The sequence below is a fragment of the Nonomuraea maheshkhaliensis genome (assembly GCF_039529435.1).
Lineage (GTDB): Bacteria > Actinomycetota > Actinomycetes > Streptosporangiales > Streptosporangiaceae > Nonomuraea > Nonomuraea maheshkhaliensis.
This window is the reverse complement of the sequence record NZ_BAAAMU010000095.1, coordinates 1-25266: the sequence shown is the minus strand read 5'-3', so window position 1 is coordinate 25266 and position 25266 is coordinate 1. Positions and strand designations below refer to the sequence as shown.

Sequence of the window (25266 nt, the reverse complement as noted above, 5' to 3'; positions counted from 1 at the left end):
CGGCGCCCGGCCAGGGTCCGGGCGGCCCTGGACCGGCTGTCGTCGGCGGGGCTGAGCCGAGCATCGTCCGGGGTTCCAAGCTCTGGGCGGTGACGTCCGATTTCCGCCAGTCGGTACCTACGGGAAGCGCATACTGTCGGGAACATGCCGCCAACAGAGCTCGACTTCGACTCCTGTTACCGGGCCGTCTCCGCCAGGGACTCCCGGTTCGACGGTCGTTTCTACACCGCGGTGACGACCACCCGTATCTACTGCCGCCCGATCTGCCCCGCCCGTACGCCCGCGTCCCGTAACGTGCGCTTCTACCGGCACGCGGCCTCCGCCGAGGCGGCCGGGTTCCGCCCGTGCAAGCGTTGCCGCCCCGAGCTGTCGCCCGGCGACCCCGGCTGGGACCTGCGCGGCGACCTCATCGGACGGGCGCTGCGCCTCATCGACGACGGCGACGCCGACGAGCAGGGCATCGCCGGGCTGGCCAGGCGGTTGCACATCACCGAACGCCACCTGCACCGGCTGTTCGTGGCCGAGCTGGGCGTCGGGCCGCTGGCGGTCGCGCGCACGAAGCGGCTGCTGCTGGCCAAGCAGCTCCTGACGGAGACGGTGCTGCCGGTGACGGAGGTGGCGTTCGCGGCGGGGTTCGGCAGCGTACGGCAGTTCAACGCGACGATGCGGGAGACGTACGGGTTCACGCCCAGCGAACTGCGCGCCACGTCGGGACCCCGTACGGCCAGAAGCACAGCCGCCTCCCGGACGACCGGCTCCCGTACGGCCGGCAGCACGACCGCCTCACGCACGGTCGGCAGCACGACCAGCTCGCGCACGGCCAGCTCGCGCACGGCCGGCACCACGGTCGGCTCGCGGACGGCCGGAAACATCCCCACGGCCCCCACACCACGCGCCCACGCATTGGTGGCCGACCCGCCCATCCGAGCCTCGCAGAGCTTTCCTGAGGCCGCCACAGCAGAATCTCCCGGTCCTGCGGCGCTGCCCGCCGGGCCCGTCACGCTCCGGCTGCGGCTGAACCGGCGGGAGCCGTACGACGTGGACGGGATCTTCGCGTTCCTGGCCTCCCGGGCGATTCCCGGCCTTGAGGTGGCGGGCCCGAAGTCGTACACCAGAGCCGTAGCAGGCGGGACGATCACCCTCAGCCCCCGGCCGGACCACATCGCCCTGGACGTGGCGGTCGAGGACACCCGGCAGCTCGCCCGCGTCGTGGCCCGCTGCCGCCGGCTGCTCGACCTGGACGCCGATCCCGAGGCGATCTCGGGGGTGCTCGGCCAGACCTCGCTCGCCCCGCTGGTCGCGGCGCGGCCTGGGCTGCGGGTGCCGGGCACGTTCGACGGGTTCGAGCTGGCCGTGCGCGCGGTGGTCGGACAGCAGATCTCGGTGGCCGGCGCCCGTACGCTGCTCGGCCGCATCGTCGCCCGCGCCGACGCGCCCGGTGGCCTCTTCCCCACACCCGCCCACCTGATGGAGACCGACCTGACCGGGCTCGGCCTGACCAACCGCAGGATCGCCACGCTCAAGGAGCTGTCCGCCCACCTGACCGAGGGCCGGATCGACCTGGACGGCGGCCAGGACCCGGCGGAGGCGGTGGCGGGGCTGCTGGAGGTGCGCGGCATCGGCCCGTGGACGGCCGGCTACATCGCGCTCCGCGCGCTGCGCGACCCCGACGCGTGGCCCACGGGCGACCTGGTGCTAGTCAAGCGCATGGCGGCCCTGGGCATCCCGCACGACCACATCGAACGGTGGCGCCCGTGGCGGGCGTACGCCGCCCTGCACCTCTGGAGCTCCTCATGATCGCTGCCCAGCTCGTAGTGACACCGGCGGGGCCGCTGGCCCTGCTGTCCCGCGAGGGTGTGCTGGTCGCGGCCGGCTTCACCGCCGACCCCGAGCAGCTCTTCACCCGCCTCACCCCTGAGCTGCGGGCGGAGGGGCTGGAGGTCGTGGACGACCTCGGTCCCGCCTCGGAGGCCGTCCGCGCGTACCTGGCCGGAGACCTGACCGCCCTGGACGCCGTCCCTGCCTCTCAGCCCGGCACCCCGACCCGCCGCCGCCTGCACGCGGCGTTGCGCGAGGTCAAGCCGGGCACGACGGTCTCGTACGGCGAACTGGCCGAACGAGCGGGCCTGCCGAGGACGGCCGCCAGAGCGGCCGGCTCGGCCTGCTCCCAGAACCTGATCGCCCCCTTCGTCCCCTGCCACCGCGTCCTGCCCAGCAGCGGGGGGTACGGCGGCTATTACTACGGCGTACCGGTAAAAGAGTGGCTCCTTACCCACGAATCCGGAGGCACGGTCAACTCAAAGTGATTGAACGATGTCTCTCGGTAGTACGTTCGGGACGGCGATGCGCGAAGGAGAGCAAGGTGCATCGCACACCCATCGAGGCCGCGCCTGAGCGGCCGAGAGTACGGCCGAACCATGCCGATCTGGCATTCACGCATCTTCCTCAGCCGGACGCCGAGGACCTCTGGCGGCAACTGGTGGCGGTCATATGCGCCGACGACCTCGCGCACGTCTCGACCGGCGGTGAGCCGACGGCAGCCGGCGAAGCTGCGGGCACGACGATCGGCAAGGCGGAGTGCCTGGCACTGGGCAGGGAGGTCGGCCAGGGGATCGGCAGAAGGGTCGGCAGGGCACTCACCGCCACCAGCATCGACGAAGTGCTCGGCTGACCCCTCTGGCGTAGACGGCCGGGGCGATGTTCTGTCGTACCGCCTTCTCTTGGGTGAACGGGCGTCGCTCCCATGCCGAAGGCCGATGGGGGCGGAGGCGGGCGGGGTGGGAGGCATAGACTTTGCGGCAGGTGACGTTAGTGGGCGTGGGCATTATTTGCGGACGCCCACTAGGCGAGCGCAGAACCATAGGGGACGGAGCCCGCGACATGGCCATTGCCGATGATGCCACCGAAGCGCGCGCCCAGGGCTGGCGCACCCTCGCCGCGCTGCACGGGAAGATCGAGGAGCGGCTGGAGAAGGCGCTGCAGAAGGAGCACGGGCTGAGCGTCAGCGAGTACACCGTGCTCGACGTGCTGGCCAGGCAGGACGGGTGGCACATGCGCATGCAGCAGCTCGCCAGGGCCGTCGTGCTGAGCCAGAGCGCCACCACGCGGCTGGTGACCCGGCTGGAGAACCGAGGGCTGCTGCACCGCTACCTGTGCCGGGACGATCGGCGCGGGATCTACTCGGAGGTCACGCCGGCCGGGCGGGAGCTGCTGGCGCTGGCCGGGCCGACGCACGACGCCGTGCTGAAGGAGGTGCTGGCCGAGGCGGCGGAGCAGCCGGAGCTGGCCCCGCTCGCCTCCGTCCTCACCTAGTTCGCCGGTGGGGTGACGTTGCTCTGGATCTCGCCGACCGGTACGTCCCGCGTCGTGTCCAACTGCACCGGCGCGAACTGGAACGGCACCACGTTGCCCTCGACCGTCACCGGCCACACCGTCGTGACGGTCAGCGTGTACTGCTCGCGCGGCTGGTCGATGGACGAGCGCAGGTAACGCACCCCGCACGCGAACGTGCCGCCCTTGACGTACGGCTTGCCCGCCGCCCCGCAGCCCTCCTCGTGCACCTCGGCGCGGTCCTTCGTGGTGCCGGGGTCGATCTTGACCTGCTCCAGCGTGGCCGCCACGGTCACGCTCATGACGCCGGGGATGGTCGCGGTCACCGAGCGGCGGGTCTCGCCGATACCGTCGAGCCACACCCAGGTCGGCAGGTTCACGTAGCTCTTGGCGTCGGGGTTGAGCTTGACGGTGGGCTCGGGGACGGTCAGCGCGGCTCTGGCGATCTCGGCCAGCTCCTGGATGGTGATCCCGGACGGCGGCGTCTGGCCGGGCGGTACGAAGACGAAGGGGTCGAGGGCGGAGAAGCACGCCTCACCCTTGGGGTCGGAGGCGTCGTACGCGGGCCCCCACCAGCGCCCCTCCTTGCCGATCTTGTCCTGGAACTGCTTGAGGAACTCCTTGAACTTCTCCTCGGTCGGGTTCTTGGTGTGGCGGAACCAGTACGCCCGCAGGCTCTCCTGCGTCTTGAGCATGTCGGCCGCGTTCGTGCGGGGCTCGTACCAGCAGGGGCGTTTGAGCACGTAACCGTCGGACTTGCCGCCGCGGGCCCCGTTGCCGGAGACGATGACGTCGGAGTGGTTGAGCACGATCCCCTTCGTCTTGCCGTTGTCGATGAAGGTCTCACCGCTCGGCTCTTCCGGGGGCGCGCCGAGCATCATCGTGCCTGCGACGACCATCGCGATCAGGGCCTTCATACGGGGCACCCCTTATAGCTGTAGCGAAATGTCCTGATCCGCCAGACACCGTCGTCGCCCCGGTGGACGAGGATGGCATGGAGGTGAGGCCGGCGGATCCAGTCGGGCTGGGGCACGACCGCCTTGCCGGTACGCGTGTGGACCACGCGCGCGCCCCGATCGTCCACACAGGCGTTGACCTGTGCGCCCTTGTCGAGCTTCGCGGCGACACGCAGGTTGTAGAGGCGGGACGTGCCTTTCATGCTCTTGTCCTGTTCGGTGTACTGAGACACCCAGTCGTACGCCTCGCGGGCCCCGGTGAGTTCGAGATCCAGATCCTGTAGGTATCGATCGTTTCCGGAGGCGATCGCCTTCCTGGTGGCGAGGTGGTAGTCGGCCATGAGCCGGATCAGCGGATCCCGCTTGGCGGGCCAGTCGATGGTGACCTTGAGCTTGCCGCCGCCGATCGAGACCGTCCCGGCTCCCGGGGTCTCGCTCTCGGAAGGTTCCGGCTCCTCCGCAGGTTCCGGCTCCGCTGCGGCCGTAGCGGAAGGGGGCGCAGAAGCGGCGCCCTCCCCCGGCTGGTACGGCCGCTCGGCCGGACCGCAGCCGGCCACCAGCAGCAGGTTCAGTGCCAGGACCGGCACGATCGCCGTACGTCTCATGCCGACGACTCCCTCACCACATGGATGCGCCACGAAGGCAGCAGTTCCTCGATCAACGCCTCGGTCTCGGGGGCCATCCCGCCCCCGTACGGGTGCGAGGCCGCCCGCCTGGTCAGCCCTTCGACGACGGCGCGCAGCCGGACGATGTCCTCGGTGGCGTGGGTGGCCCGCAGCAGGTCGCGCCAGAGGCCCTCGTCGTCGGCCGCGAGCAGCAGCGCCGCGCGCACGGCCGCGACCGCCGCGTCCGGCTGGCCGCCCGCGATCCGGATCTCGCAGAGCTGGTGGGCGGCGTCGGCCACGGCGGCGCTCACGTCGTACTCCAGGTCGTCGGCCGCCAGCCAGGTGTATCCGCCGGACCTGCGACCGGCCAGCAGCGGGCCGCGGACCAGGCCGAGCGCCTTCTCCAGCAGCACGGCCCTGGCCGTCGGGTCTCCGTGGGAGCGGCGGACGAGCTCGCGGAACAGCGCCCAGTCCGTCCGTACGTCGGGCCCCAGCCGCAGCCGGCCCGCCTCGTCCGTGAGCAGGTTCTCAGGGCCCAGCCACTGGGCGACCCTGGCGATGGTGGCGTCCCTGACCATGTCCTGGACGCCGCGCGGCCACAGCACGCCGCCGAGCACCACAGGATGCACGCCCCCGACGTGGGTCGCCAGGTAGACCAGTAGTTCGGTCGCCAGCGCCATCCGGCCCTCCTCCAGCGAGGGCAGGCCGGTGATCTCGACGGGGCCGAGGATCCTGATCTCGACGGCGGGCGGGTGCAGCCCTTCCAGCGGCTCCGGCTCGGGCATGACCTCGCCGTCGAGGCGGTCGGCCGTGCGGAACAGGTCGATCAGCGCGCGGTAGTGGCGGCGGGGCAGGAGCTGGGCCTCCACCTCGAAGCCCAGCTCGGCGAGCCTGGCCCGGCCGTCCTCGTCGATCTCCAGGGTCCAGGTCGCGTGCGGGACCTCGCCCGCCAGCACGTAACCGGCGGTGTCGCGGCGGGCCAGCAGCGCCAGGCGGCGGGCCTCCTCGTGCGTCGGGGCGACCGCGGACAGCAGGTAGTGGGCGCTGCGCGGGCTGCCGGTGATGCGGCCGGTCAGCACCTCCATGCGCGGGGCCGCGCTCGCCTCCAGCTCGGGCAACACCTCGGCCAGGCCGCCGACGGCCCTGATCCGGCCGGGCGCGATGGCGGTCAGCTCCTCGCCGAAGCCGACGAGCGTGATGCGCATGCGGTCGGACCAGCGGTTGGTGGCCAGCTCGACGGCGAGCGCGGCCAGCGCCGCGGTGGTGTGCGCGCCGCGCACGTTGATCAGGCCCTGCGCGGCCTCCAGGTCGATCAGCACCCGGCCGCCGTCGTCGGTGCCGATGGAGACCAGCCCGGGGTACGGCGCACCGCCCTGCCTCGGCCCGCCCTCCGGCAGCAGGCGGCCCTCGTGGGCGGGCAGCCGCCAGACCTGGCCGCCGTCGGCCGCCGTCCACGGGGCGGGCGGGTCGTCGTCCGCCGGGTGGATCCACAGGTCGAGCGTGCGGGCCGACAGGTGGGCCCCGTACACGATGGGCGGGGTACGGCGCTGGGCGGCCAGTTCGGCGCCGAGCACGCGCAGCCCGACGTCGAGGACGCGAGCGCCCGGCGCGTCGCCGCCGAGCCGCAGCGCGACCTCGGCCTGCGCGGCGTCGTCGCGCGGGCGGACGATCCTGCGGCCGAACACGCGCCGCCAGAGCTGCTCGCGCCGCCGCCTGGCCAGCACGAGCAGCAGCCCGGCGGCGGCCAGCGCGGCGGCGGCCAGGTAGTCGGTCAGGTCGCCGTCCTGGGCCTCCCGCATGATGGTCTGCGGGCCGCGATCGTCCTGGCGCTCGGTCTGCGTGCTCCCCTGGCGGTCGGCCTCCTCGCGGTCCTCCCGCTGGTCCTGCTGGCGGTGTTTGCCCTCGGTCCTGTCCTGCGTCCTGCGCTCGGTCGTGTCGGGCCTGGTCTCGGCCTGCGCCCTGCCGGGGTGCTCGCGCAGGGTCTGCTCGCGCGGCTGGCCGGAAGGAACGATGTGCACGTTTCTGGCGTCATCCGGCATGTCGAGCACCCAGCCGGGCCTGATCAGGTCCGCCATGCGCAGGCGGCTGCCGTCCGGCTGCTCTTTTGCCTGATTAAGTCGGTAAATTTCGGGATAGCGGCGGCCGTCTCCCAGGCACTTCTCCGCGATCTCCCACAGGCTCTCGTGGTGGCGGCCGTGCGGCGGCTGCACCACGTACACCTTCTTGGTCTTGTGCGTCTCCAGCGTCTGCTCGACCAGCGGCGCCGAGTACGCGACCGCCGTCACCGGCGGAGCAGCCGGCGTGGGCGCCAGCTTGGCCAGCGGCACCACCATCGCCCCCGCCGTGAACAGCAGCAGCACCGCGGACACGAGCTTGTTGGCGAGGAACTGCGTGCCGCCGGACATCGGCACGCGGGCGGGCATGCCGACCCTGCGGACGCCGGCGTACACCTCGACCAGCACGCACACGAACAGCTGGAACCAGGCCAGCCAGACGAACAGCACCAGGACGGCGATGATCGTGCTCGGGCCGACGTTGCTGGTCAGCACGTCGATGTCGAGCAGCTCGGGCGCGATCGGCGGTCCGACGAAGGTCAGCAGCGCGTACGGGACGCCGCCCACGAGCGCCACCAGCACGACCAGCGCCCCGAGGCCGGCCAGCACGTCACCGGCACGGCGCCGGGCCGGGACGCGCACGGGCACATGACGTCCGTGGGAACGCGCGGGCTCTCGCGTCGGCATCGCCTCTCCCTTCTCCGGTCAAGCGTCGTGGCTCATGTGTCCCCGCATCCATCGAGTGGCGGGATTCGGTCTATCTCGCTTCGGGCGCGGCCGTGGCCTCGCCGGTCATCTCGGAGCCCGACAGGCCGATGGCGCTGAGGAAGAACGCCTCCCACCGGACCGAGACGGTGACCGTCACCAGTGCCTGGCCCTGGCCGACGGAGCACTCGCCCGGGCTCACGTCGTCGCCGCCCACGGCCGCGACGATCTCGTCGGCCCTGGCGCACACCTGGTCCTCGCCGAGCAGCCGGGTCTGCCCGGTCTGCCTGAGGTGGTCGACGTCGAGCTCGTCGGCGCCGGCCCGCGCGGCCTGCTCGGCCACGTCGGCGGCGCGCAGCCGGGCGTTGATCGCCGACCCGCCGTCCACCAGCAGCCCGGCCAGCAGGAACACCACGACCGAGAACAGCACGGTGAACACCGACATGGACCCGCGCTCGCCGGACCTCATTCGATCCTCCTGAACCGCTCCAGCGGCACCACGGCAGTCCCCGTCAGCCGCTGGGTGCCGCCGAAGCCGAGGAAGCCCAGGTCGAGCTCGCACGTCACCTCGGCGTGCACCTGGCCGCCCTGCTCCCACTCGGACTCGGCGAGCGAGACCTCCGAGGACTGGCAGCGCCCCTGGAGCACGCTCGTGATGATGGCCTCGGCGGCGCCCTCGGCCTCGTCCTGGGTGCGCTGCACGGACGCGGCGCGGGCGGCGTCGCGGGCGGCCCCGTTGACCCGTCCCTGCGACTCCACCACCACGCCGGCGCCGGCCAGGAACATGAGGAACAGCAGGAAGACGGGGGCCAGCATGACCGTCTCCACCGCCATCGAGCCCCGCTCGTTCACTCGCAGTCCTCTCCGCCGTTGTCGGGCCTGAAGCACTCGACGGGGCCGCCCGCGGTGGCGGTGATCGTGAACGCGAGGTCGGGCAGCAACGGGATCACCTGGACGGCGCTGCCGGTCACCGTGACGAAGCGCTCGTCTGGCTCCTTCTCCGAGGTCGTCGCCGTGGCCTCGCGCAGCAGCCGGGGACCGATCGTGCGGACGATCTCGGTGGCCTTCGCGGTGGCCGCGCCCTCCCACGCGCCGGAGTCGAACGGGGCCGACCTGGCCACCCTGGCACCCTCCTGGGCCGCCGCCTCGGCGACCTCGCGGGCGTGGAACCAGAGCGCGACCTGCACGATGAGCAGCGCGGTCGCGAGGACGACCGGCATGAGCAGGGCCAGCTCGATCACGGTCACGCCACGCTCGTCCCGAGTCGGCCGGACGGTCGTACCGCGCTCGTCCCGAGGGCGGACGGTCACGGCTCGCCGCCACCGCCGCCGCCACCGCCACCGCCGAAGTTCTCCTGGATCTGCGCCTGCTGATCCTTGACCAGGTTGGCGATCAACGTGGCCAGGCCGAGCGCGACGCCGGCGATGATCGCGGTGATGATCACCCACTCGACGGCGGAGGCGCCCCGGGTGGGCGCGGTCCTGGCACGGTGGAGACGATCGCCCATGAACGCGATGAAATACACGATCCAGGGATGGTTCATCAGACCCCCAACATCTTCATAGCGGCGGGATAACTGAGAAAGATCACAAAACCGGCGCACAGCAGGAGCTGGGCGACGAGCATCGACTGGGAGCGCTCGCCGGCCCGGCCCTCGATCTCCGCCAGCTCGCGCCGGCGCAGCGTGGCGGCCCTGGCGGTCAGCGAGGCGCGTACCTTCGCGCCGTCGTCCGCGACCAGGCCGAGCGCGGCGGACAGGTCGCGCAGCTCGTCGACGTTGATCTCCTCGCCGAGCTGGCCGAGCGCCTGCCACGGGGTGATGCCGACGATCCTGGCGCCGCCGAGCGCGTCACGGATGCGGCCCATCGCCCAGTTGGGCTGCTCGCCGCTGACCGAGACGGCCATCATCAGGGCCTCGGGCACGCCGCGCCCGCCGGCCAGGTTCATGGAGACGAGGTCGAGGAAGGCTCCGACGACGTGGCGGAAGTCGCGCCGCCGGGCCGCGGCGTCCCGCTTGATCTGCAGGTCGGGCAGGAAGAAGAAGACGGCCGCCGCCACGATCGCGGCCCAGAACGGCACGGTCAGGGAGGCGCCCCACTCCATGAGCACCAGCCAGGCGAGCAGCAGCGGGAAGACGAGCAGACCGCCGGCCGCCAGCAGCACCTTGGTGGCCAGGAACGCCTCGAACGAGCGGCCCAGCAGGGCCAGGTCCGCCTTGGCCGACCTGACCTCCCAGCCGCGGGCGCCGTACAGGCGGGCCAGGCGGGCGCCGAGGCCGTGGCGGAACGCGCTGACCTCCTCGTCGGGCAGCACGAGCTGGATGCGGGGCGCGCCCGCGTCCTCGCGCACGGCGTCGAGCGCGAGCAGCCGCGCCACCAGCCCGGGACGGGCCGGGAAGAGCGCCCGGAGCAGGACGAACAGGCCGAGCCCCGCCACCGCTCCCGCCAGCGCGCCCTCAACCATCGCCACCGCCTCCTCCCATGAGCAGCCGCGTGGGCTTGTCGAACCTGGCCAGCCGCCGCATCCAGGCGAACCCGGCGCCGAACAGCCCGGCCACGACGACCAGGACCGCCTGGCCCAGCACGCCCTCGTACTCGGCGACGTAGGAGGGGTTGAAGACGACGAGGATCCCGGCGAAGGCCAGCGCGGTGATCACCACGATCTGCACGCTGCGCCGGGTGGCCCGGCGCTCGGCCTCGACCCGGCGGCGCATGTCGAGCTCCTCACGGGCCGAGACGGCCAGCGCGCCGAGCACGTCGCGCAGGCCGGGGCCGCGCAGCTTGGAGTTGAGGATGAGCGCGGCCACGACGAGGTCGGCCGAGGGGTCGTCGAGCTCGTCGGCGAAGCGGCCGAGCGCCTCGGGCAGCGCCATCCTGGTGTGCAGCCGGTCGATCATGGCGCGCAGGTGGGGCCTGAGCGTGGGGGCGGCGGCCCTGATGGACGACGGGATGGCCTGTTCGAGGCCGGCGGCGCCGGCGATCGTGTCGCGCAGCGACTCCGTCCAGGCGGCCAGTCCCTCCAGGCGCTGCATGGCCGTGCGCTCTTCTGCCGCGCCGCCGGCGAGCCCGCGCCAGGCGAAGACGAGCAGCACCGTGCCCACCGCGACGACCGGCCAGCCGGTGACGATCAGCACCAGGGTGGCGGCCACCGCCGCCACGGCGGCGCGGGTGGTCAGCACCTTGATCAGGTGGCGCTTGGGCCTGGCCGGGCTGGGGCGCAGGCCGTACAGGGCGAGGCAGAACAGGAACAGGCCGCCGCCGGCGGCCGCCCCCGCGAGCAGGGCGAGCGGGTCGAACGTGAACGGCATACGTCATCGACCTCCAGGAAGACCCGTGGCAGCGGTCACGCCCGTGATGGCGGACCCGCCTGGGGCGGCGGTCGTGAGCACAGCGGCGGTCATGCGTCACCAGCCCCCGGGGTTGTAGCCGTGGGCGGCGAGCTCTTCCAGGCAGGAGAGCGGGGCGTGCGGGACGGCGCAGCCGTCGGGGCCCGGGGCGAAGACCTCGCTGGACAGCACCCGGCCGTCGCAGCCGTTGACCTCGCGGATGCTGGAGACGTATCGCCGGAGCCTGCCGCCGAGGTGGTAGTCGTTGCGCTTCTCGATGAAGACGACGAAGTCGATGGCGCCGGCGATGAGCATGTGGGTGGCGTCGATCGGCAGCCGCTCGCGGGCCTGCAGCGCGTAGGTGGAGATGCGGTTGAAGACCTCCATGCTGGAGTTGGCGTGGATGGTCGACAGGGAGCCGTCGTTGCCCTGGGTCATCGCGTTGAGCATGGTGACGATCTCGTCGCCGAGCACCTCGCCGACGATGACGCGGCTGGGGTTCATCCGCAGCGAGCGCCGGACGAGCTCGGCCATGGAGATCTCGCCCTGGCCCTCGGAGTTGGGCAGGCGCTGCTCGAAGGCGACCACGTTGGGATGGAGCTCGGGGAACTGGTCGAGGCCCAGCTCAAGGGCGCGTTCGACGGTGATGAGGCGTTCGCCGGGCGGGATCTCGTTGGCCAGGGCGCGCAGCAGGGTGGTCTTGCCGGCGTTGGTGGACCCGGCGATCATGAGGTTCTTGCGGGCGGCGACGGCGGCCGACAGGAAGCGCCCGACGTCGGGGCCGATCGTGCCGTTGCCCACGAGGTCGGACATGAAGACCTTGCCCAGGCGGGCCCGCCGGATCGACACGGCCGGCCTGACCGTGACGTCCATGACCGCGCTCAGCCGGGAGCCGTCGGGCAGGCGCAGGTCGAGCTGGGGGTTGGCGGTGTCGAACGGCCGGCTCGACAGCCCGGAGTAGGCCGCCAGGATCTGGATCAGCTCGATCAGCTCGTCGTCGGACTCGGCGACCGGGTCGTGGGTCAGCTCCTGGCCGTCGGCGTAGCTGACGAACACCTTGTCGCAGCCGTTGATGTCGATGTTCTCGACCTGGGTGTCGTCGAGCAGCGGCTGCAGCCGCCCCACCCCGAACAGCGCCGCGTGGATGCCGGCCGCGAGCGCCTCCTCCTCCTCGACGGTGGGCGGGGTGCGGCCGAGCCCGATCTCACTGCGGGCGTGCTCCTCCAGCACCTGGGAGATGAGCGCGCGGGCGAACTGGCGCTCGTCCTCGCCGCTCATCGGGGGCAGGCCGTTGGCCTGGTCGAGCCGGCGCTGGTGGGCCAGCCGGTCGCCGACCTCCTGGCGGAAACGCTTGACGAGGGAGTGGTCGATCATCGGTGACTCACCAGCCTCCCCGCGAGGTCTCTGGCCGTGCGGATGAGCAGCGAGCGGTCGAGCCGGCCGCCCCACTGGCCGCGCAGCAGCTCGGCGCCCTTGGGGTCGTAGGCCAGGCCGTGCACGAACTGCACGCTGTGGCCGACGATCCTGCGTACGTCCTCGATCGAGCCCCGGTAGTTGCGCGGGTCGGCGATCACGACGACGCCGTGGGCCTTGCTGACCTGCAGCCGCTCGCGCAGGTGGGCCACGTGGTCGAGGGTGGCCCTGGTGAGCAGCACGACCTGCTCGGACTCGGCCATCAGGTCGCCGAGCTGCGGATGCGCGCCGAGCCTGCCGCAGTCGGCGATCACGTCGGCGTCGGGCATGGCGGCCAGCGCCCGGCCGAGCGCGCCCCACATCCAGGCGAGCCCGGCCGCCTGCTCGCCGTGGGTGAGCCCGACGAGCACGTCGAGCCCGCCGATGATCTTCTGGGTGTGCTGGTGGATCTGCGCCGCCTCAAGCCCGCGGCGGGCGGTCGCGCCCAGCGTGAGCAGCCCCTTGCCGGGGTTGAGCACGCCTCCGTCCGCGGCGGGCAGCCGGTAGGCGAGGTCGCCGCCCGCGGGGTCGCATTCGGCCAGCAGCACCGGCCGCGGCCACACCGCCGCCAGGGCCGTGGCGGCGGTGGTCACCCCCGGCGCGCCCTTGTCGGCCGCCAGTACGATCAGCGCCACGTCAGCGTGCCCCCGGAAGCTCGGCCACGGCGACCTCTCCCGCGGAGGCGGCGGCCACGATCTCGGGCGCGGCGGGCGCTTCCACGACCACGGTGATCTGACCGGAATTTCCGGTTCTCGACCTGTCGCCGACGCTGAAGACGAGGGCGCTCGCGGCGAATACGCGGCTTTCTCCCTGACTCGACCGAGCCGGTACGAATATCACCTGTACGCGGTCGCCCGCCTGCACTCCGGCCGGCATTTGCCCGGGTTTCAGGGCCAGCCCGACAGTGGCTTTTCCCTCTCCGAGTTCGCTGCTGGCGCGCACGCCCATCTCGTTGGTCAGCAGGGTGCCGGGCAGGAGGGTGACGGCGGCGAAGCTGTCGAGCACCTTGTCGCGTTGTGTCCATGAGACGAAGGCGATGCCCGTGTCGGCGATCTTCACTTCCTCGATCGCCTGCGGGGTGAACTTCTGGCCCGCGCCGATCTGCTGCGTGACGCGGATGGCGGAGACGCGGTCGCCGCTGCGCAGGACGAGCAGGGTCGTGGCCAGCGCGCCGCCGAGGATGAGCAGGACGGCCAGCGCCGCCAGCGCCGGCTTGCGTTCCCTGGGTGGAACAGGGAGCTTGCGCGAGGCCGGGCCGGACAACCCCGCCGCGTTGGCGGCAGGCTTTTCACTGGTCCTCATGGGTGGGGGGCTCCCGGGGGTGAATTGCGGAATTCACGCCATTATGTGGGGATCACCACGGCGGTGTTGGCGGAATTCGCGGACCCATGCTCGTTTCGCAGGTGACATGATGTCAAGCCGAATTCATCGATGCCTGTTGTTTCTATCGAGTTGACGAATCCCGCTATTTCCGGCTAGTCACCACATCAATCACATCCGTCACTTTATTCACACACATTTCGGCTTTTGTGCCGACATCCAGTGCTAAATCCACTCCGGCGGCGATTCCCCATGCCATTGCCGTCAACCGGCGCGCCAGACCACGTTCCGGACGCTAATTTGGCGCCCGAAGTCGACCGAGGAGACGGCCCCATGCGGATCATGCTCACCGTCATCGGCGGGCAGGGCGACCGTGACGTCGTCATCGATGGCGACGACGGCGCCACGGTGGCGGAGCTGAGCGCGGCGCTGGGCGACCAGGCGCCGCTGGCGACGGTGGTCCGCCTGCCCAAGAACCGGGCGCCCTACGGGATGGCCCAGGGCGGCGCCTACGTGCCCCGGCCGCGCCGGCCCGAGCGCTCCGACATGGGACCGCCCGCGCTGTGGCGCGACGGCCGGACGCTCGACCCAGGAGCGCCGGTCGCCGCCGTGCTGCGCGACGGCGACATCGTCAAGCTCGACCCCCAGCTCGCCCGCGCGACCCTCGTCGCGGAACCCGGCGGGGTGGCCGAGGTACGCGTCGTGGGCGGGCCCGCCGCAGGGGCCGTGCACCGGCTCGGGCTCGGCGTCCACGTGATCGGCTCCGATCCGATGTGCGCCATCGCCGCAGGTGACCCGGCCCTGGCCCCCGAGGCGGTCACCGTACGCGTGACGCCCGAGGCGATCACCGTCGAGCGGGCCTGGCTGCCGCCGGGAGAGGCCCCGAGGCTCAAGCTCAAGGGACGCTGGGCCGACGAGGTCGCCGAGCTCACCGCGCGCACGGCCGAGCGCGAGGCGGCCGAGTTCGCGGCCGGTTACGGCGAGGTGCCCGAGCTCGACGGGCGCCCGCTCACCGAGCCGGTGGAGTGGCCCGACCAGGCCGTGCTGACCTGCGGCTCCTCGGTGTTCGTGCTGACCTCGATCGAGCCGAAGGACGCGCACCTGGCCCCGCGCGGCGAGGGCGGCGTCGCCTACAACCGCCCGCCCCGGCTGCGCAGGCCCGAGCCAGAGCGCGCGTTCGTCCGGCCCAAGGAGCCGTCGAGGAACGAGGGCATGCGGCTGCAACTGCTGGCGGCGCTCCTGCCCGCCGTGCTCGGGGTGACCCTGGCCATCGCGCTCAAGCAGCCGTACTACCTGCTCGTCGCCCTCATGACGCCCGTGATCATGATCGGCCAGTGGTGGAGCGACCGCCGCCACGGCAAGAAGCAGCACAAGAAGGCCGTCAAGGAGTGGCAGGAGAAGGTCGAGGAGTACGACGCGGCGGTCGAGCGGGCCAGGGTGGCCGACGAGGCGGCCCGCAGGGCCGACGCGCCCGACCCCGCCCAGGTGCTGCTGACCGCCACCGGGCCGCGCAGGCGGCTGTGGGAGCGCAGGATCCACGACTCCGACGCGCTCAGGCTGCGCGTCGGGCTGGCCGACCTGCCCGCCGACCTGCAGTTGTCGGAGGAGCAGGGCGGGCCCATCGACCCGCCGATCTGCCGCTCTGTGCCGGTCGCGCTGCCCATGCGGCGGCTGGGGGTGGCCGGCGTGACCGGGCCGCGCTCCGCCGCGACCAGCCTGGCGAGCTGGCTGATCGCCCAGGCCGCGACCCTGCACAGCCCGCGCGACCTGGCCATCGTGGTGGTCTCCGCCCACCCCGACGCCGAGCGCCGCTGGGGCTGGCTGCGCTGGCTGCCGCACTGCACGCCGCGCGCGGGCGAGGAGTGCGTGGTGCTGGTGGGCGCCGATCCCGAGTCGGCCGGGCGGCGGGTCGCCGAGCTGGCCGCGCTCATCGACGAGCGCCAGAACACCGCCATCCCCGAACTGGGCAAGATCCCCACCGGCTGGGACGACCTCGGCGGTCCCGAGAAGCCCACGTTCTCCTCCTACGACGTGCGCCCGTACGACGTGCTGGTGGTCCTCGACGGCGCCCAGGTGCTGCGCGGGCTGCCCAGCATGCCGCAGGTGCTGCGCCAGGGCCCGCGCTCCGGCGTCTACACCCTCGCCATCGACGACGACCAGCGCCTGCTGCCCGAGGAGTGCCAGACGGTGGCCGCGTGCGGCGCCGACGGCCTCGTCCGGCTGCGCGGCGGCGGCCTCGACGTGATCGGCCCGCTGCTCGCCGACCTCGTCTCCGTCACCTGGTGCGACCGCCTGGCCAGGGCGCTGGCCCCGATCCGCGACGTGAGCCGCGACGACCCGGGCGGCAACCTGCCCGACGCGGCCCGCCTGCTCGACCTCATGGGCATGCCCGTACCGTCCGGCAAGGAGCTGGCCGCCCAGTGGAGAGAGCACGGCAGCACCGAGGCGCTGATCGGCGTCGGCCCCGACGGGCCCTTCACCGTGGACCTCAAGCTCGACGGCCCTCACGGGCTGATCGCCGGCACCACGGGCGCGGGCAAGTCGGAGCTGCTGCAGACGCTGATCTGCTCGCTGGCGGTGGCCAACCGGCCCGACCAGCTCACGTTCGTGCTGATCGACTACAAGGGCGGGGCGGCCTTCAAGGAGTGCGTACGCCTGCCGCACACGGTCGGCATGGTGAGCGACCTGGACGGGCACCTGACGCAGCGGGCCCTCGACTCGCTGGCGGCCGAGCTGCGGCGCAGGGAGCGGCTGCTGCTGTCGGCCGGCGCGAAGGACATCAACGACTACGAGGGGCCGGGGATGCCCCGGCTGGTCCTGATCATCGACGAGTTCGCCGCCCTGGTGGCCGAATTGCCGGACTTCGTGACAGGGCTCGTGGACATCGCGCGCAGGGGGCGGTCGCTGGGCATCCACCTCATCCTGGCCACCCAGCGGCCCGCCGGCGTGGTGACGGCCGACATCCAGGCCAACACCTCGCTGCGGATCGCGTTGCGGGTGACCGAGCCGGCCGAGTCGGCCGACGTCATCGACACGCCGGACGCCGCGCACATCTCCAAGTCCACGCCCGGGCGCTGCTACGTGCGTTCTGGGGTGGGGGCGGCGGTGGCCGTGCAGACCGCGCGGGTCGGCGGGCGCTCCCCCGCCGGACCCGGTGGTACGCCTGGCGCGCCGTCTTCGGGTGGCGGGGGCGTACGGGTGCTGGACGGGGCCTGGCGCGCCCTCGGCAAGCCGCTGCCGCCGCCACCGCGGCCGGTCGAGGAGGAGTCGACGACCACCGACCTCACGCTCGTCGCCGACGCCCTCATCGAGGCCGCGAACCTGGCCGGCGTGCCCGCCCAGCCGAGCCCGTGGTTGGACCCGCTGCCCACGCACCTGGTCCTCGACCTGCCCGCCGACCCACCGGGGGGCGCGGAGGTGGCACCGATCCCGTTCGGGAGCACCGACCGGCCGTGGGCGCAGGACCGGCAGCGGCTGGCGCTCGACGTGGCCCACGGCGGGCACCTGCTCATCGCCGGCGCCGCGCGCAGCGGCAGGTCCACGGCGCTGCGCACGATCGCCGGATCCATCGCCTGCCACGCCTCGCCCGAGGACGTGCACCTGCACGCCGTGGACTGCGGCTCGGGCGCGCTGCTGCCCCTGGTCGCCATGCCCCACTGCGGCGCCGTCGTGACGCGCGACCAGCTCGACCGGGTGGAACGGCTGCTCACCCGGCTGCGGATCGAGGTGGGCCGCCGGCAGCAGTTGCTGGCCGAGGCCGGGCACGCCTCGCTGGCCGAATACCGGCAGGCGGGGCACCGGCTGCCGTGGCTGGTGTTCATGCTCGACCGGTGGGAGGGCTTCGTGGCCGCGTTCGAGGGCTACGACTACGGGCGGCTGATCGAGGCGCTGCTGCAGCTGCTGCGTGAGGGGCCGGCGGTCGGGTTCAGGGCGGTGGTCAGCGCCGACCGGTCGGGGCTGCTCGGGCAGGTGTCGACGGTGTTCGACGACCGGTTGCTGCTGCGGCTGTCGGACAACGCCGACTACGGCTTGGCGGGCTTCCCGCTCAAGGGGCTGCCCTCGGTCATGCCGGCCGGGCGGGCCCTGTCGATGGGCGAGCACGGCATCGTGGAGCACCAGATCGCCCTGCTGGCCGCGGACCCGGCCGGTCCGGCCCAGGTCGCCGCCCTCCAAGCCCTGGCCCGCACCGCCACGGACCCGACCGGCCCCGCCGACGCCGACGCCGATCCGTTCCGTTCCACCCACCCGTCCGGTGCCGCCGGCCCTTCCGGCGGTCTGGCCGGCAGGAGCGGGGGGCCCGCGCATGCCATGGTGCCCGGGAGAAGTGCGTGGCGGTGGGGTGGGGAGCCGCCGTTGCGGGTCGACGCGCTGCCGATGCGCATCACCGCCGCTCAGGCGCTGGCTCTGGAGCCGGGGTTCAGCCCGCCGTCGCCTCTGTGGGCGTTGCTCGGCGCGGGGGGTGACGCGCTCGCGCCGCTCGGGATCGACCTGATGGCCCAGGGGCCCGCCGCCGTGATCGCCGGGCCGTCGCGCTCGGGCCGCTCGTCGGTGCTGATGACCGCCGCCCACTGGCTGATCTCCCAGGGCACGCCGGTCGTCGCCGTCGCCCCCAGGCGCAGCCCGCTGCGTGATCTCGACGGCGCGCTGGCCGTGCTGAACGGCGAGGCCACCGACCTGCTGGAGATCCTGGCCGACCAGCGCCACTACGTCGTGCTGGTGGACGACGCCGAGCTGGTCAACGCCGACGGCCCGTTGGGCACCGCCCTGGAGGAGGTGCTGAGGACCGGGCGCGACGGCGACCACGGCCTGCTCGTCGCGGGCACGACGGGCGACCTGGCCGTGGCGTACCGGGGGTTCGTGGCGGAGGCCCGCAAGGCTCGTACGGGGATGCTCCTGGCGGTGCAGGGGCAGACCGACGGCGACCTGTTCACGATCCGGCTGCCGCGCGGCACGACCGGCGGACCGGCGGGGCGCGGGTTCCTGGTGACGACGGGCAACCTCACCCCGATCCAGGCGGCCCTGCCTGACACCGCCTGAAGTCACACCGGGCCGGGCAGGCCCGCCGGACGCCGCCTGAGCTCAGTCCTCGTCCGCGGGCAGGGTGAAAAAACGGACGTAGACGGGGCGGGCGTCCGGCGGGGTCTCCTCCGGCGGGCGGTTGTAGCGCATGAGCAGCGCGATGTACTCCTCGTAGAACGCGTCGAGCTCCTCCTTCGTCACGCGCGCCAGCCCGCGCGAACCGCGCGCCCAGGCGGGGTCGGCCCGGTAGGCGGCGGGGAAGCGCTCGAACAGGACGCGGTCCTCCTCGTAGCCGACCCGGTGGAACTCCTCCAGCACGGCCTGGTCCTCGGGCGCCACCTGGTCGGGGGTGGGCAGGCGCATGTCCCTGGGGGTGGAGGCGCGGCGCCACCAGCGTTCGCGGCCCGTGGAGCGCTCGGGGATCTCCTCGATGAAGCCGTACTTCTCCAGCTGGCGCAGGTGGTAGCTGGTCGTGCCGGTCTTCGCGCCGAGCAGGTCGCCGAGGGTGGTGGAGGTGGCGGGACCGTGCACGTTGAGGTGGGTCAGCATGCGGCGGCGCATCGGGTGGGCCAGCGCCTTGAGCCGCTCGGGGTCGTCGAGCAGGTACGGCTCCTCATCCTTCATGAGGATCAGGCTAATACTCCCGAACGATATCTGCAGACTCTTGTTTGCCGAGAGCTCTCTGCAGACTAGTCTCTGCGGTATGCGAAGAATCGTCGCGGCCCTGAGCGCCGTGTTAACCGCGTCAACCGTCCTCGTCGCGTCGGCCTGGCCCGGCGCGACCCCCGCCGCCGCCGCCGAGACGCCGGCCACCTGGCCTGGGGCGACGCGCACCACCATCGCCGAGACGCCGGCGCCCGCCGTACCCGCCGACCTGACCTCGACCGAGGTGAGCTTCCGTGGCGGCGGAGGGCTGGAGCTGCACGGGAGCGTGATCAGCCAGGCCGGCGCCAAGGAGGGGCGGCCGGGGGTCGTGCTCGTGCACGGCGCCGGCACGGGGACCCCGAGGGAGAAGCTGCTCGGCGAGGCGGTGGCCTTCGCGCGGCAGGGCATGTCCGTGCTCGTCTACGACAAGCGTTCGCAGGGCTACTCGCTCTTCGAGCGCTCGTACCCGCAGCTCGCCGAGGACGCGCTGGGCGCGGTCGGGACGCTGCGGCGTCAGCCCGGCGTGGATCCGGCCAAGGTCGGCCTCTGGGGGCTCAGCGAGGGCGGATGGGTGGTCCCGATCGCCGCCACCCGTTCGCGGGACGTCGCCTTCGTCATCCTCGTCGGCGCCAACGGACTCAACCCGCTGCGGCAGCAGACCTGGGCCGTGGCGGCCGGGCTGCGCAAGGCGGGCGTGAGCGGGTCGCTGGTGGATCGGGCCGAGCACAACCTGTATCGGGTGATCGCGGACGGCGGGATGTTCCCCCAGCCCTACTTCGACCCGGCGCCGGTCATCGGGCGGCTGCGTCAGCCCGTGCTGGCCGTCTGGGGCGTGCACGACCTGCTCACGCCGCCGGTGGAGACGCCGCCCATCTTCGCCAAGGCCCTGGAGGACGGCGGGAACCGCCGGTACACGTTCCGGTTCTTCCCCGGCGCCGATCACGCCGCGCACCTGACCCCCGACGGCGGCGTCACCCGGCTGCCCGAGCTGGCTCCCGGCTATCCCGAGCTGGTCGGGACCTGGGTCGGCCAGGCCACGTCAGGACGCGCTCCCCTGGCCCAGGTGTCCGGCCCCGCGCCCGAGCAGGCGAGCAGGACCGTCGCGGTGCCGCCCACCGCGTGGTGGGAGTCGGCGGGCGCGCAGCTCGTGGCGCTGGCGCTGTTCCTGGTGGCCTTCTGCGGCTATCCGCTGGTGGCCCTGGTCCGGCGGATCAGGAGGCGGCGTGACGTGGCGCCGGTCAAGGCGGCGCGGCTGGTCAGCGCGGGCGGGCTCACGGCGGTGGCCGGCGGGTTCGCGTACCTGTTCTACGTGGTCATGACCGGCGGCAAGCTGTCCGAGCCGGGGCCGCTGCTGGCCGGCCGGCCCGTCGTCTGGCTGGCGTTGCAGGCGGTCGCGGTCGCGACCGTGGTGGCGACCGCGCTCACCGCGGCGCGGTGGCGGCGGGCCGCCACCCGCGGCGAGCGGGCCCGGCTGGGGCTGGTCGTCGCGGGCGGCACGCTCTTCGTGCCCTGGGCGCTGTACTGGGGACTGCTGCTCCCGTGAGCGGCCCGCGGCGCGGGTCAGCCGATGCGGCCGTTGACCACCGAGTCGGAGTCGCCGCCCCAGACGTCGTCGTCCTCGTGCAACCAGGTCGTGGACTCGCGGTCGTTGGACTGGTCGGCGCCGCCCGCGCCGGCGCCCATTCCGCCCATCGGCATGAACGGCATGCCGCCCGTCCCGGAGGCCCCGCGGGCGGCGGCTCCCGCCGCTCCCGGGCCCATCGCGCCGCCGACGCCGCCCACCCCGCCGAAGGTGCCGGCACCGCCACCCGGCCCGTACGACGGCGTGCTGGGGCTGTTGTAGCCGGTCGTGGTGGGGACGTTCTGGCCGTAGGGCGAGGTCGTGCCGAGGGACTGGTTCGTGGCGGTGGGCTGGAAGTCCTGGAGGTTGGTCTTGGGGCTCCCGATGGTCCCCGGGTTCACGGAGCCGTTCGGGTCGGTGGTGGTGGGAATCTGCCCGTTCGGGATGTTCCCGTTCGGCGCGCCGGGAACGCCGGGCTGGCCGGGGTTCGACGGATCGCCCGCGCCGGGAGTGGTCGGCGTGCCGGGCAGCGACGGGTCGCCGGTGCCGGGCAGGTTCGGCGTGCCGTCGCTGGGACCACCGGGACCACCGGGGATGTCGCCGGCGCCCGGCGGGTTCTGGCCAGGCCCGTACGGGGGCCCATAAGGGGGCAGGTTGGAGCTGGTGTTGAGCGGATAGGGCGTGCCATTGGGGTACTTCACCGGCGGCGGCTTGCCGTTCCACGGGTCCGGGGGCTTGATGTCGGGAAGCGTCGACTCCACCGAGTCCGGCATCACCGTGAAGACCGCCTGGAGGTCCGCGCTGAGCGTCTGCAGGTGCTCGCCCGCCAGGTCGTTCTGCGACCCCCAGCTGTGGTCAGCCTCGTTCTCGACGTTGTCGTCACCGACGCCGCTGTTGGGGTTCCTGTAGTAGCCCTTGTACGTGCTCCACACGTCGGGGATGCTGTCGTTCCAGGTGCCGATGCCCTGGTTGTGCCAGGTGTCCAGGATGCCCTTGTGGCCGTCGTCGATGAAGGCCTGATGCGCCTGCACCACCTTGCCGAGGCCGTCCAGGGACTTCTTGAGGGGGGACAGCGCCTCGATCAGCTTGCCCATGGTGACGTACAGGATGCCGAGCGCCGTCTGCGCCTCGACCGAGGACTTGCCCTCCCAGACCTTGGCCAGCTCGACGGCCTGATCCTTGACGGCCTCCCTGGCGGTGCCGAGGGCCTTGTGCGCGTTCTCGTAGGCGGTCGCCGCCTTGGGGATGCCCTTGGTGGGGTCGAGACCCTTGATGAGGGTCACGACCTGCTCGACGTTGTAGGCGTCCGTCTTGACGCTGAAGTCGAGGCAGAGGGTCTTCAGCATGTGCACCTGGTGCTTGGTCTTGCCCACGCCGATCAGCCTCCGCCCTGGTTGGCGGCGTTCGTCACCTTGTAGGTGCCGGCGCCCGCCTCCACGAGGGCTATCGCGGTGTTGAGGCTGGTCAGCACGTCCTGATACATCTTCTGTATCTCGGTGTGGCTGTGCTCCAGCTGGGAGCCGAACTCGCCGCCGGCCCAGCCCTTGACGGTCTGCAGCTGCTCACGCAGCGCCGTCAGCGTGTAGCTCACCATGCTGAGGTCCTGGAGGGAGCCCGGCCGGGTGCCGGTGCCCATCATGTCGATGGGCTTCAGTGCCTCGCGCAGCGCTCCCGCGATGTTCTCGATCTTCTTCGCGTCGTACGTGACGCCGTCCCGGTCGGCGACGAGCCCCGGCCAGTCCTTAGGTGGTTCCGTTCCCATGAGACTCCCCCTTGGCACTCGATCAAGGAGCTTAGTGGATCGTTTCTTTGCCGTACAGAAGACCCATAGTCAACATGCGTAACATAAGCAAATATGCAGAACCAAAAAGATCTTTATCAGGCGCATCGCTTCATGACGCAGCGCCTGGGACTCGCCCTGCTCCAGGGTGAGCCGGATCTGCCCGAGTCCCCGATGCGGCGGCACAACGTCGCCACCTTCGCGGGGATCATCATCGCGGTGCTCATCATGGCCGCGTTCGGGATCTGGGGCCTGCTCAAGCCCGGCAACGCCACCAAGCTGACGGACGCCGGCCAGTTGCTGCTGGAGGAGGAGACCGGCGCCTCCTACGTCTACAACCAGAAGAGCGGGACGCTGCAGCCGGTGGCGAACTACGTCTCCGCCCGGCTGCTGCTCGACAGCCAGGAGATCAAGGTCAGAACGGTGTCGGCCGAGTCGCTGGCCGGCTACACCCGGGGGCACAAGGTCGGCATCATGGGCGCGCCCGACTCGCTGCCCAAGCCGGCCCGGCTGGTCAAGGCGCCGTGGTCGGCCTGCGTGGTCGAGGGCGCCGACGCCGCCAACGTACGCAAGGCGTACGTGACGCTCGTGGCCGGGATCGACGTCGGCGGGACGCCCGTGGGCGGCGAGGCGCTGGTCGTCAGCGACGGGCAGCAGAACTGGGTGCTGTGGGCCAACCAGCGCATGCGCGTGCGGAACGTGGACCGCCTCACCGACCAGACGCCGCGCCGCGTACCCGCCTCCTGGGTCAACGCCATCCCCGCGGGCACGGACTTCGCCCCTCCGGTGATCCCGCAGCGCGGCAAGAAGACCCGTGGACCCGGCGGCGCGGCGGCCAGGGCCGGGCACGTGTACAAGGTGGCCTCCATGGCGGGCGCCCCGGAACGCTGGTACGTCCTGCTCCCCGACGGCCTGGCCCCGATCAGCCACACGCAGGCGATGCTGCTGCTCCAGGACCCAGCCAGCAAGATCGCGTACGGCAAGAGCCCGGTGCGCGAGTCGGCGATCGACGCCGCGAGCGCCAACGCGACCAAGGCGTCGGCCCGCAACCTGCAGAACCCGGGCCTGCCCAAGACGATGCCGCGCTTCCGCGCGCCCGGCGTGACGGCCCCGCTCTGCGCCGTCTACGGCAACACCCTCAAGGGCTCGACCAGCGCGGTCCTGTCCACCGGCAGCAAGATCCGTATCCCGACGCCGCCGGCCAGCGCCGGCCCCGACAAGGTCGACCAGGTGCTGCTGCCGCCCGGCACCGCCGTACTGGCCGGGACCCTGCCAGGCGACGGGCAGCTCTCGGCGGTGCAGCAGTACTCGCTGATCACGGATCAGGGCCGGAGGTTCCGGCTGGCCTCCGCCGACGTCGTGGGCAAGCTGGGCTACGACACCACCGACGTGGCGCCGGTGCCCGCCCACCTGCTGCGGCTGATCCCCGACGGCCCCTCGCTGGACCCGGCGGCGGCGGGGACACCGGTGCCGGACACCATGCCGCTCCAGCAGCAACAGTCCCAGTGACGCCCGTGCGCCGCCGGCGTGGAGCCGGCGGCGGACAGCGAACCGGCCGGAGTCAGATCTCCAGGTTGGTCTTGGGCATGAGCTGCCCGGTCTTCTTGTCGTACTCCAGCCCGTCGTTCGTGAACGGCTGGCGCATGTCGTCCGGGGTCTTCCCCTTGCCGGTCATCGCCGACATCTCGTTCGGCATGGCCTTGACCGTGGGGAACGACTTGCCCGTCATCTCGCTGAGGGTGATGACGCCGAAGATGACTCCGGTGAGGATCAGGGCCGCCTTGATGTTGTTCGCCAGGATCTTCTTGGCGCCCTGGAGCATCATCTTGCCCAGCGCGGCGTCGATGCCGAGCACGACCGCGTTGTAGGCGGGCAGCCATCGTGCGGCGAAGACGAACAGGCCCCAGGCCGCCATGGCGATGGCGATGGCCAGAGCGACCACCGCGACCTGCGAGTGGAAGTTCGCGTTCGAGTCGACGGCGTCGCCGGCGTCGTTACGCGCGTTCTTGAGCTGCTCGACCGACTTGAGGAAGTTGCCGTGGACCTCCTCGAACGTGTCGAAGGCGCCCCCTTCCCACTTGCCCTGGTCCTTCAGCTCCTTCTTCAGGTTGTTCAGTTCGCTCACGAGGCTGTCGAGCTCGGTGGTCACGCCGTTCTTGTCGGCGGAGCGCCAGTTGGTGGCCGAGTCGCGCATGCCCTCGGGATGGCTGCGCAGGGTGGCGATGGTGGCCGCGACGTAGAACGCCCAGGGCCGCAGGATCATGAGAGCGGCGCCGGCCGACATCGTCGCCGCCGCGTCGAACATCTCCTTGCCGGCGCTCACACTTCCTCCTGGCCGATCACCTGCGGCGCGATGTCCTCATCGCCCATCCAGAGACCCTCGTCCTCCGACAGCCCGATGGTCTTCTCACGGTCGCGGCCCTCCTGGCCGCCCGCGCCGCCGCTCATCGGCATCATGGGCATCATCGGCGGGCCGCCTGCGGCGCCGGCGCCGCGCAATCCCGCCGCGCCGCC

At 72.2% G+C, this 25266-nt stretch carries 24 protein-coding genes; 7 read left to right on the top strand and 17 right to left on the bottom strand.

All coding sequences use genetic code 11. From position 1 onward, the window contains the following. Positions 1-144: 144 nt before the first annotated feature. The 4 genes from ABFX54_RS41320 (at position 145) to ABFX54_RS41305 (ending at position 3312) form a co-directional block, all read left to right on the top strand. Positions 145-1797, top strand: coding sequence for a DNA-3-methyladenine glycosylase 2 family protein (locus ABFX54_RS41320; protein WP_346112327.1), 1653 nt, complete (start codon positions 145-147; stop codon positions 1795-1797). Continuing rightward, complete coding sequence (locus ABFX54_RS41315; protein WP_346112326.1) at positions 1794-2306, top strand: methylated-DNA--[protein]-cysteine S-methyltransferase; 513 nt, start codon at positions 1794-1796, stop codon at positions 2304-2306. Before ABFX54_RS41320 ends, ABFX54_RS41315 begins: the two co-directional genes overlap by 4 nt. A gap of 56 nt (positions 2307-2362) precedes the next feature. Further along, positions 2363-2671, top strand: coding sequence for a hypothetical protein (locus tag ABFX54_RS41310; RefSeq protein ID WP_346112325.1), 309 nt, complete (start codon positions 2363-2365; stop codon positions 2669-2671). A 209-nt stretch (positions 2672-2880) separates the two neighbouring features. Continuing rightward, complete coding sequence (locus ABFX54_RS41305) at positions 2881-3312, top strand: MarR family winged helix-turn-helix transcriptional regulator (protein WP_346112324.1); 432 nt, start codon at positions 2881-2883, stop codon at positions 3310-3312. On the opposite strand, the gene ABFX54_RS41300 is transcribed toward ABFX54_RS41305, so the two are convergent. The 12 genes from ABFX54_RS41300 to ABFX54_RS41245 all read right to left on the bottom strand — a co-directional run bounded on the left by ABFX54_RS41300 (position 3309) and on the right by ABFX54_RS41245 (position 13729). Continuing rightward, a complete protein-coding gene (locus ABFX54_RS41300; RefSeq protein WP_346112323.1) occupies positions 3309-4247 on the bottom strand; it encodes a hypothetical protein in 939 nt (312 codons plus the stop codon). The two genes, ABFX54_RS41305 and ABFX54_RS41300, sit on opposite strands and share 4 nt — an antisense overlap. Then, positions 4244-4891, bottom strand: a complete 648-nt coding sequence (locus tag ABFX54_RS41295; protein WP_346112322.1) for a hypothetical protein — start codon at positions 4889-4891, stop codon at positions 4244-4246. Before ABFX54_RS41295 ends, ABFX54_RS41300 begins: the two co-directional genes overlap by 4 nt. Beyond that, the gene (locus tag ABFX54_RS41290; RefSeq protein WP_346112321.1) at positions 4888-7632 is read right to left on the bottom strand and encodes a BTAD domain-containing putative transcriptional regulator; all 2745 of its coding nucleotides are present in this window, start codon (positions 7630-7632) and stop codon (positions 4888-4890) included. The genes ABFX54_RS41295 and ABFX54_RS41290 overlap by 4 nt, the downstream gene beginning before the upstream one ends. A 70-nt stretch (positions 7633-7702) precedes the next feature. Next, positions 7703-8119: a TadE/TadG family type IV pilus assembly protein gene (locus tag ABFX54_RS41285; protein WP_346112320.1), complete on the bottom strand. Its 417-nt coding sequence runs from the start codon at positions 8117-8119 to the stop codon at positions 7703-7705. After that, a complete protein-coding gene (locus tag ABFX54_RS41280; RefSeq protein ID WP_346112319.1) occupies positions 8116-8502 on the bottom strand; it encodes a TadE/TadG family type IV pilus assembly protein in 387 nt (128 codons plus the stop codon). Before ABFX54_RS41280 ends, ABFX54_RS41285 begins: the two co-directional genes overlap by 4 nt. Continuing rightward, on the bottom strand, positions 8499-8897 hold the full coding sequence (locus ABFX54_RS41275) for a TadE family protein (protein ID WP_346112318.1): 399 nt from the start codon (positions 8895-8897) through the stop codon (positions 8499-8501). The genes ABFX54_RS41280 and ABFX54_RS41275 overlap by 4 nt, the downstream gene beginning before the upstream one ends. 59 nt (positions 8898-8956) lie before the next feature. Next, positions 8957-9157, bottom strand: coding sequence for a hypothetical protein (locus ABFX54_RS41270; protein ID WP_346112317.1), 201 nt, complete (start codon positions 9155-9157; stop codon positions 8957-8959). A 35-nt stretch (positions 9158-9192) separates the two neighbouring features. Beyond that, complete coding sequence (locus ABFX54_RS41265; protein ID WP_346112339.1) at positions 9193-10113, bottom strand: type II secretion system protein; 921 nt, start codon at positions 10111-10113, stop codon at positions 9193-9195. Then, positions 10106-10957, bottom strand: a complete 852-nt coding sequence (locus ABFX54_RS41260; protein WP_346112316.1) for a type II secretion system F family protein — start codon at positions 10955-10957, stop codon at positions 10106-10108. Before ABFX54_RS41260 ends, ABFX54_RS41265 begins: the two co-directional genes overlap by 8 nt. A 96-nt stretch (positions 10958-11053) precedes the next feature. After that, entirely contained in the window at positions 11054-12349 is a 1296-nt protein-coding gene (locus ABFX54_RS41255; RefSeq protein WP_346112314.1) for a TadA family conjugal transfer-associated ATPase, read from the bottom strand. Then, positions 12346-13062, bottom strand: a complete 717-nt coding sequence (locus ABFX54_RS41250) for a CpaE/TadZ family protein (protein ID WP_346112313.1) — start codon at positions 13060-13062, stop codon at positions 12346-12348. Before ABFX54_RS41250 ends, ABFX54_RS41255 begins: the two co-directional genes overlap by 4 nt. Before the next feature lies 1 nt (position 13063). Further along, positions 13064-13729, bottom strand: a complete 666-nt coding sequence (locus tag ABFX54_RS41245; protein WP_346112312.1) for a hypothetical protein — start codon at positions 13727-13729, stop codon at positions 13064-13066. Between the two features lie 351 nt (positions 13730-14080). Here ABFX54_RS41245 and ABFX54_RS41240 point away from each other — a divergent pair, with 351 nt between their 5' ends. After that, a complete protein-coding gene (locus ABFX54_RS41240) occupies positions 14081-18784 on the top strand; it encodes an FtsK/SpoIIIE domain-containing protein (RefSeq protein WP_346112310.1) in 4704 nt (1567 codons plus the stop codon). 42 nt (positions 18785-18826) lie between these two features. Here the strand turns inward: ABFX54_RS41240 and ABFX54_RS41235 are convergent, their stop codons facing one another. Beyond that, entirely contained in the window at positions 18827-19390 is a 564-nt protein-coding gene (locus ABFX54_RS41235; RefSeq protein WP_346112309.1) for an ArsR/SmtB family transcription factor, read from the bottom strand. A 79-nt stretch (positions 19391-19469) separates the two neighbouring features. Between ABFX54_RS41235 and ABFX54_RS41230 the strand changes: the two genes are divergently transcribed. Further along, positions 19470-20954 carry an alpha/beta hydrolase family protein gene (locus ABFX54_RS41230; protein ID WP_346112308.1) on the top strand — a complete coding sequence of 495 codons (1485 nt, stop codon included), beginning with the start codon at positions 19470-19472 and terminating at the stop codon, positions 20952-20954. 17 nt (positions 20955-20971) lie between these two features. Here the strand turns inward: ABFX54_RS41230 and ABFX54_RS41225 are convergent, their stop codons facing one another. Next, on the bottom strand, positions 20972-22345 hold the full coding sequence (locus ABFX54_RS41225; protein ID WP_346112307.1) for a tetratricopeptide repeat protein: 1374 nt from the start codon (positions 22343-22345) through the stop codon (positions 20972-20974). A 5-nt stretch (positions 22346-22350) separates the two neighbouring features. Then, entirely contained in the window at positions 22351-22734 is a 384-nt protein-coding gene (locus ABFX54_RS41220) for a hypothetical protein (RefSeq protein ID WP_346112306.1), read from the bottom strand. Between the two features lie 93 nt (positions 22735-22827). Here ABFX54_RS41220 and eccB point away from each other — a divergent pair, with 93 nt between their 5' ends. Then, positions 22828-24261: a type VII secretion protein EccB gene (gene eccB / locus ABFX54_RS41215; RefSeq protein WP_346112304.1), complete on the top strand. Its 1434-nt coding sequence runs from the start codon at positions 22828-22830 to the stop codon at positions 24259-24261. A gap of 52 nt (positions 24262-24313) precedes the next feature. Here the strand turns inward: eccB and ABFX54_RS41210 are convergent, their stop codons facing one another. Then, entirely contained in the window at positions 24314-25075 is a 762-nt protein-coding gene (locus tag ABFX54_RS41210; RefSeq protein ID WP_346112303.1) for a WXG100 family type VII secretion target, read from the bottom strand. Further along, on the bottom strand, positions 25072-25266 hold a 195-nt coding region (locus tag ABFX54_RS41205), incomplete at its 5' end, for a hypothetical protein (RefSeq protein ID WP_428834626.1). The genes ABFX54_RS41210 and ABFX54_RS41205, both read right to left, overlap by 4 nt.

Excerpts from the sequence above, each read along its gene's own strand:
- ABFX54_RS41320 (WP_346112327.1), top strand. The coding sequence starts at position 145 with ATGCCGCCAACAGAGCTCGACTTCGACTCCTGTTACCGGGCCGTCTCC.
- ABFX54_RS41315 (WP_346112326.1), top strand. The coding sequence starts at position 1,794 with ATGATCGCTGCCCAGCTCGTAGTGACACCGGCGGGGCCGCTGGCCCTG.
- ABFX54_RS41305 (WP_346112324.1), top strand. The coding sequence starts at position 2,881 with ATGGCCATTGCCGATGATGCCACCGAAGCGCGCGCCCAGGGCTGGCGC.
- ABFX54_RS41300 (WP_346112323.1), bottom strand. The coding sequence starts at position 4,247 with ATGAAGGCCCTGATCGCGATGGTCGTCGCAGGCACGATGATGCTCGGC.
- ABFX54_RS41295 (WP_346112322.1), bottom strand. The coding sequence starts at position 4,891 with ATGAGACGTACGGCGATCGTGCCGGTCCTGGCACTGAACCTGCTGCTG.
- ABFX54_RS41290 (WP_346112321.1), bottom strand. The coding sequence starts at position 7,632 with ATGCCGACGCGAGAGCCCGCGCGTTCCCACGGACGTCATGTGCCCGTG.
- ABFX54_RS41285 (WP_346112320.1), bottom strand. The coding sequence starts at position 8,119 with ATGAGGTCCGGCGAGCGCGGGTCCATGTCGGTGTTCACCGTGCTGTTC.
- ABFX54_RS41270 (WP_346112317.1), bottom strand. The coding sequence starts at position 9,157 with ATGGGCGATCGTCTCCACCGTGCCAGGACCGCGCCCACCCGGGGCGCC.
- ABFX54_RS41265 (WP_346112339.1), bottom strand. The coding sequence starts at position 10,113 with ATGGTTGAGGGCGCGCTGGCGGGAGCGGTGGCGGGGCTCGGCCTGTTC.
- ABFX54_RS41260 (WP_346112316.1), bottom strand. The coding sequence starts at position 10,957 with ATGCCGTTCACGTTCGACCCGCTCGCCCTGCTCGCGGGGGCGGCCGCC.
- ABFX54_RS41255 (WP_346112314.1), bottom strand. The coding sequence starts at position 12,349 with ATGATCGACCACTCCCTCGTCAAGCGTTTCCGCCAGGAGGTCGGCGAC.
- ABFX54_RS41245 (WP_346112312.1), bottom strand. The coding sequence starts at position 13,729 with ATGAGGACCAGTGAAAAGCCTGCCGCCAACGCGGCGGGGTTGTCCGGC.
- ABFX54_RS41240 (WP_346112310.1), top strand. The coding sequence starts at position 14,081 with ATGCGGATCATGCTCACCGTCATCGGCGGGCAGGGCGACCGTGACGTC.
- ABFX54_RS41235 (WP_346112309.1), bottom strand. The coding sequence starts at position 19,390 with ATGAAGGATGAGGAGCCGTACCTGCTCGACGACCCCGAGCGGCTCAAG.
- ABFX54_RS41230 (WP_346112308.1), top strand. The coding sequence starts at position 19,470 with ATGCGAAGAATCGTCGCGGCCCTGAGCGCCGTGTTAACCGCGTCAACC.
- ABFX54_RS41220 (WP_346112306.1), bottom strand. The coding sequence starts at position 22,734 with ATGGGAACGGAACCACCTAAGGACTGGCCGGGGCTCGTCGCCGACCGG.
- eccB (WP_346112304.1), top strand. The coding sequence starts at position 22,828 with ATGCAGAACCAAAAAGATCTTTATCAGGCGCATCGCTTCATGACGCAG.